Origin of the sequence: Stenotrophomonas sp. HMWF003, from assembly GCF_003061285.1 — a bacterium.
Taxonomy (GTDB): Bacteria; Pseudomonadota; Gammaproteobacteria; order Xanthomonadales; family Xanthomonadaceae; genus Stenotrophomonas; species Stenotrophomonas maltophilia_AP.
On sequence record NZ_QAIW01000190.1, the window covers coordinates 1 to 5,420 of the forward strand.

General features: G+C 69.2%; 6 protein-coding genes. 5 read left to right on the forward strand and 1 reads right to left on the reverse strand.

Annotated features, from left to right (window positions below; translation table 11 throughout):
• Nucleotides 1–81 precede the first annotated feature (81 nt).
• Complete coding sequence (locus tag DBR34_RS07620) at nt 82–981, reverse strand: LysR family transcriptional regulator (protein ID WP_128096341.1); 900 nt, start codon at nt 979–981, stop codon at nt 82–84.
• An 83-nt stretch (nt 982–1,064) separates the two neighbouring features.
• Between DBR34_RS07620 and DBR34_RS07625 the strand changes: the two genes are divergently transcribed.
• The 5 genes from DBR34_RS07625 to DBR34_RS07645 all read left to right on the forward strand — a co-directional run.
• The gene (locus DBR34_RS07625) at nt 1,065–1,844 is read left to right on the forward strand and encodes an NAD(P)H-dependent oxidoreductase (protein ID WP_128096342.1); all 780 of its coding nucleotides are present in this window, start codon (nt 1,065–1,067) and stop codon (nt 1,842–1,844) included.
• Between the two features lie 58 nt (nt 1,845–1,902).
• On the forward strand, nt 1,903–2,715 hold the full coding sequence (locus DBR34_RS07630; protein ID WP_128096343.1) for an APH(3')-II family aminoglycoside O-phosphotransferase: 813 nt from the start codon (nt 1,903–1,905) through the stop codon (nt 2,713–2,715).
• A 139-nt stretch (nt 2,716–2,854) separates the two neighbouring features.
• Nucleotides 2,855–3,382, forward strand: coding sequence for a DUF3592 domain-containing protein (locus DBR34_RS07635; RefSeq protein WP_128096344.1), 528 nt, complete (start codon nt 2,855–2,857; stop codon nt 3,380–3,382).
• An 80-nt stretch (nt 3,383–3,462) separates the two neighbouring features.
• Complete coding sequence (locus DBR34_RS07640) at nt 3,463–4,674, forward strand: hypothetical protein (protein ID WP_128096345.1); 1,212 nt, start codon at nt 3,463–3,465, stop codon at nt 4,672–4,674.
• Nucleotides 4,671–5,420 (forward strand): hypothetical protein (locus tag DBR34_RS07645; RefSeq protein WP_181393938.1); only part of this gene is annotated, 750 nt, incomplete at its 3' end. The genes DBR34_RS07640 and DBR34_RS07645, both read left to right, overlap by 4 nt.

Here is a 5,420-nt window from a genome sequence, read left to right on the forward strand (position 1 = left end):
GGCAGGGACACGCTAGCAGGGGCTGTAATCGTTTACATGACGCGTCGCAATATCACGGTTCGTTGGTCCCGGGCGGCCGCATCACCCCATCGCGGCCACGATCTGCTCGCGCAGCCAGCGGTGGGCCGGGTCCCGGTGCACGCGCTCGTGCCACAGCATCACCATCTCGAAACCGGGTACATCGATGGGCGCCTCCACGGCCTTCAGCGCGGGATCCTGCGCCACCAGCCGCGACGGCATCATCGCCACCAGATCGGTGCGCAGCAGCACGCCGCGCAGAAACAGGAAGTGCGGCACCGACAGCACGACGTTGCGGCGCGCACCTGCGTGCGCCAGCGCGGTATCGGTATTGCCGTGGAAGCCGCCGCCGTCGGGCGAGACGATCACGTGGTCGAGCGCGCAGAACTGCTTGAGCGTCGGGCGCCGCTTGAGCCGGGGGTGGTCGCGGCGGCCCGCCAGCACGTAGCGCTCCTGGAACAGCGGCCGATGGTGCAGGCCGGGCGGCGCTTCGGAGGTGATGTGGATGGCCAGGTCGATGTCACCGCGCTCGCACTGCGGCACCATCTGCACCGGCGCCAGGCCCACCACGGCCAGGCGCGCTCCCGGCGCGGCCTGGCGCAGCGCCGGAAGCGCGGGCAGCACCACGGTGGTTTCGCCGAAGTCCGAGGCCATGATCCGCCACGTGAGCCGTGCCTGGCCCGGGTCGAAGGACTGCACCGGCGCCAACGCGCGCTGCAGGGCCGCCAACGCTTCTGCCAGCGGGCCGCGCAGGGCGTCGGCACGTGCGGTGCTGCGCATCCCGCGCGGGCCCGGCAACAGCAGCGGGTCGCCGAACAGCGCCCGCAGCTTGGCCAGCTGCACGCTCACCGTCGGCTGGGCCAGGTGCAGGCGCTCGGCGGCGCGGGTGACGTTCTGTTCATCGAGCAGCGCCTGAAGCGTCACCAGCAGGTTGAGGTCGACACGTCGCAGGATATTGTCCATGGCAATGCCTAGGATTGCAGGAATTCATTTCCACTATATCGGAACGGCGCACACCATCACCGCATTCCCCCACTGGAGTGCCCATGAACGTCCTGATTGTCTACGCCCATCCCGAATCCACGTCGCTCAACGGCGCCTTGAAGTCCTTCACTGTCGACCGCCTGCAGCGTGCCGGCCATACTGTCCAGGTCTCCGATCTCTACGCCATGCAGTGGAAATCCCAGGTGGATGCGGGTGACCATGTCGGCCGCGATCCTGCGCTTCCGTTCCACGCCTCGCTGGATTCGCGCCAGGCATTCGCAACCGGCAGGCAGAGCGCGGATATCGCGGCCGAACAGGACAAACTGCGCTGGGCGGACGCGGTGATCCTGCAGTTTCCGCTGTGGTGGTTCTCGATGCCGGCGATCCTCAAAGGGTGGGTCGATCGCGTGTATGCCTACGGTTTCGCCTATGGCGTCGGCGAGCATTCCGACCGCCACTGGGGCGACCGCTACGGCGAAGGCGCCATGACCGGCAAGCGCGCCATGCTGGTGGTCACCACCGGAGGCTGGGCGTCGCACTATGGTCCGCGCGGCATCAACGGTCCGATCGACGACGTGCTGTTCCCCATCCAGCACGGCATCCTGTTCTATCCCGGATTCGACGTACTCCCGGCGCATGTGATCTACCGCAGCAGCCGCGTCGATGCCGACTCGTACCCGCATGAGCTGGAAAAGCTGGGCGCGCGCCTGGATGGCCTGGCCAGCGATCCGGTCATTGCCTACCGGCGCCAGAACGGCGGTGACTACCGGATTCCCGAGCTCAGCCTGCGCGATGAACTGGCCGTCGGCCAGAGCGGCGTTGCGGTGCATATCGCTCCCTGAGGGTCCGGCCGGCGGCACGTCCCCTTGTATTTCGTGTGGCCGCCCGCACGATGGACGTATGCCGCCATCCACGATCCTTCCGCACGACACGGGCAACGTTCCTTTTCCGAACCTGTGGCGCGAGCGCCTCGCCGGCTGCGTTATCGAAGCCCAGGCAATCGGCGCCTCGCGCGCGGATGTGTACCGTGTGCAGGGCGGGGGCGGCCGCGATGTCTTCATCAAACGCGAGCCGGCCGACGATCCCTTTGGTGAGCTGCACGATGAGGTCGCGCGCCTGCAGTGGCTGCAGACGCAGGGCATGGAAGCCGCGCAGGTACTGGATACGCACGACGATGCCAACGGGCGCTGGTTGCTGATGCGCGCGGTGCCGGGCCGTGACCTGGCCTCGTCACCGGACCTCGCCCCGCTGCAGGTGGTGCACCTGATGGCGGACGCCTTGCAGGCGCTGCACAGGCTGCCGACGGATCGCTGCCCGTTCGATCATCGGCTGCCGCATCGCCTGGCGGCGGCGCGGGCGCGGATGGAGGCCGGTGCGGTGGATGCCGAGGACTTCGACGAGGCCCGCGCGGGGCAGACGGTGCAGCAGGTCTTTGCGGCGCTGCTGGCCAGCGTGCCGGCGCAGGTGGACCTGGTGGTCACCCACGGCGACGCCTGCCTGCCCAACCTGATGGCGGCGCAGGGGCGCTTCACCGGGTTCATCGACTGCGGGCGGTTGGGCGTGGCCGATCGCCACCAGGACCTTGCGCTTGCCGCGCGCAGCATCGCCAGCAACCTGGGCGGGCAGTGGGTTGCACCCTTCTTTGCGCGCTACGGCACCGTGCCGGATACCGCACTGCTGGCCTTTTACTGTCTGCTCGACGAGTTCTTCTGAGCCTGCCCACTTGACGCATCGTCAAGTGCACGGCCCGGCAACGTGACGCACTGCGGGTTCAATCGCCGCCCGCCGTTGCCCAGACTTTTCCGGTGCCAGCGCAGTTCCGCTGCTGGCGATGACATAACCGGGGCCTTTGATGATCAGTATTCCTGTGTCGGACACGTCGCACGCACGCATCCGCCGTTTCTCGCGCTGGCTGTGCGCCATCGGCTATGCCGTGCTGGCCCTCGGCTTCGCGTGGACCGCGCTGAGTGGTCACCGCAACGCCGAGGCCATCCTCAAGGACGCGGTGACCGTGCAGGCGCCGGTACAGCTGGATCGCATCGACGAGCACCGGCGCAAGGGCCGGGTCAGCCACGAGTACCAGTTCCACTACCAGTTCAGCGTCGATGGCGTCGCGCATACCGGCACATTCACCACCAGCGAAGACAATGCCGCACCGTACCTGGAAGAGGGCGCGCAGGTGCACGTGGCGTATTCGCGGGCGCAGCCGGCGCGCTTCGATCGGCTCGAGCGGCTGCAGAGCCAGCAACGCCTCGGTGATGTGCTGGGGCGGCTGTCGGTCGGGGTGCTGCTGCTGGGTGTCCTGGTCTTCGTGGTGTACCTGCTGCTGACCCGCAAGCTGTTCGTGCCGCGCGCACCTGCCGCTGCAGCCGTACCTTGACCGCGGCCCTTACGCAGGTGGTTGACAGTGCAGGCGGCCACGGTAGGGTGGCCGCTTCCCCTCCGTTCTGGTCGCTACCGATGGCTGTTCCCGCGTTCGCCGAGCTGCTGTCGCGCCACATGCGTCGCATCCGCGCCAGTGCGGGGGGCGTGGCCGCCGAGATCGGCATCAGCCGCGAAGCGGTCAACAACTGGCGCTCGGGCGCGTCGTTGCCCAGCCGCCGCCACCGCGACCGGGTGCTGGGCTGCTGCAACTACCTGCGCCTGACCGAAGCGGAAAGCAACGCGCTGTTGTGTTCGGCCGGTTTCGAGCCCGAGTTCCCGGTGGAGCCGGCCGCCGCGTTGCCCGTGCGCAACGCGACGCCGCCCACGGTGCTGCACCTGCTGGACCGCCTGCAGCAGTTGCGGCCGTACCCGGTCTGCCTGCTGCTGACCCAGGCGCACTGGGGGCAGCCGCCCGAACGCGAGGCGATCCTGGCCGAAGCTGTCGCGCGCTATGGCCACGACCGGGTGCTGCACCTGCAGCCGCCGTTCCGGGCAGGCGAGGGCGACGAGGATTATTTCGCGCGGCTGGCCGAACAATGCGGGCTGGAAGGGGTGTCATCCGACGCCGGCTTTGAAGCGGCGCTGGCGCGCCGCCTGCAGCAACCCGGCAGCCTGTTCTGCCTGGTGAGCCGCTTCGAGCAGGGCGCAGCCGGGCCCCGCGATGTGCTGGCCGGCATCCTGCGCAGCCTGAGCGAGATGTACAGCGGCAAGCTGCACCTGCTGATCTGCGGTGGCGCAGCGCTGGCGGACCTGAAGTACCAGGGCGGCGACCTGTCGCTGCTCAACATCGCGGCCAGCGAGCAGTGGCCGGAGCTGGTCGTGGACGACCTGCAGCGCACGGCCCCCGACGTGCCCGACTACCTGCTGGCGCGCGCGCTGCACCTGTCCGGCGGCCATCCGCTGCTGGCCCAGGCCGCGCTCACCTTGTTGACCACGCCCTCGCCAGAGGCGGTGCTGGACGACGAGGCCGTGACTACGACCTTGTCCACCCACCCGCGGTTGTGGGAGGCGCTGCTGCCGGTGTTGCGTGACACCCACGCACGCGCCGCGATCGGCAGCTGGCTGGATCGCGCGCGGCTGGCGCCGGCGCGGCCGTACTTGATCGACCCGCTGCTGCGCCAGCTGTATTGGGACAACCTGCTGGCGGTGCGCGTGCATGCCGACGGCGCGTGGCTGGAGTGGCGGTGCGACGCCGTGCGGCGCTGCGCACGCCACGTGATCGACAGCCTTGCCGAGCTGCCCGCATGAGCGCGGCGGGCGGCATGCTGCTGCGCTGGCGCACCTGGCGGCTGCTGCTGATCGCGGCCGCGACGTGGTTCATCGCCAGCCTGTTCGTGGCGCCGATGCTCAATCCCTGGGTGGCGTGGAAGATCACGCACGATGGCGAAAGCATGATGCTGATGCAGCGTGCCCGTATCGACACGATGTTCCTGCGCGAAGAAGCACAGGGCTATTGGGAGCGCGAAGGCGCATGGCCCACCGCCGTCGCCGTGCCGGGTGTGCATGATCCGGCCGAAGCGGTCGTAGTGGCCGAGGTGCCTGCACCGTTCGTGCTGCGGCTGCGCTTCACCGGTAAATTTCCGGCCAGTGCGGGCCTGGCCGGCACCGCGCTGGACCACACCCTGGATCCTGCCAACGGACACTGGCGTTGCCAGCCGGGCACCCCGGCGCCGCCCTCGCGCTGGCTGGCGCCGGACTGCCAGTCCAGCGCGCCCTGGACCATCATCGAATGGCTGGGCCTGCTGCTGGGCATCACCACGCTGTTGCTGATCGTGCTGGGCCTCATCTGGTTCCGCGCGCGCCCCGCCGTTGCCAGCATCCTGCACGCGCCGCGAGAGCTGCTACAACAGCCGCTGCAGGGCTTGCCCGCGCTTGACCGCCAGCTGGGCTGGCTGCGGCTGCGTGCGCGCGTACTGGCCGACGTGGGCGTGGCCGGTGTGCGCTGGCGCGAAACCTTGCGCCACGTACAGGTGCCCGCCGACGCCCAGGCCGCG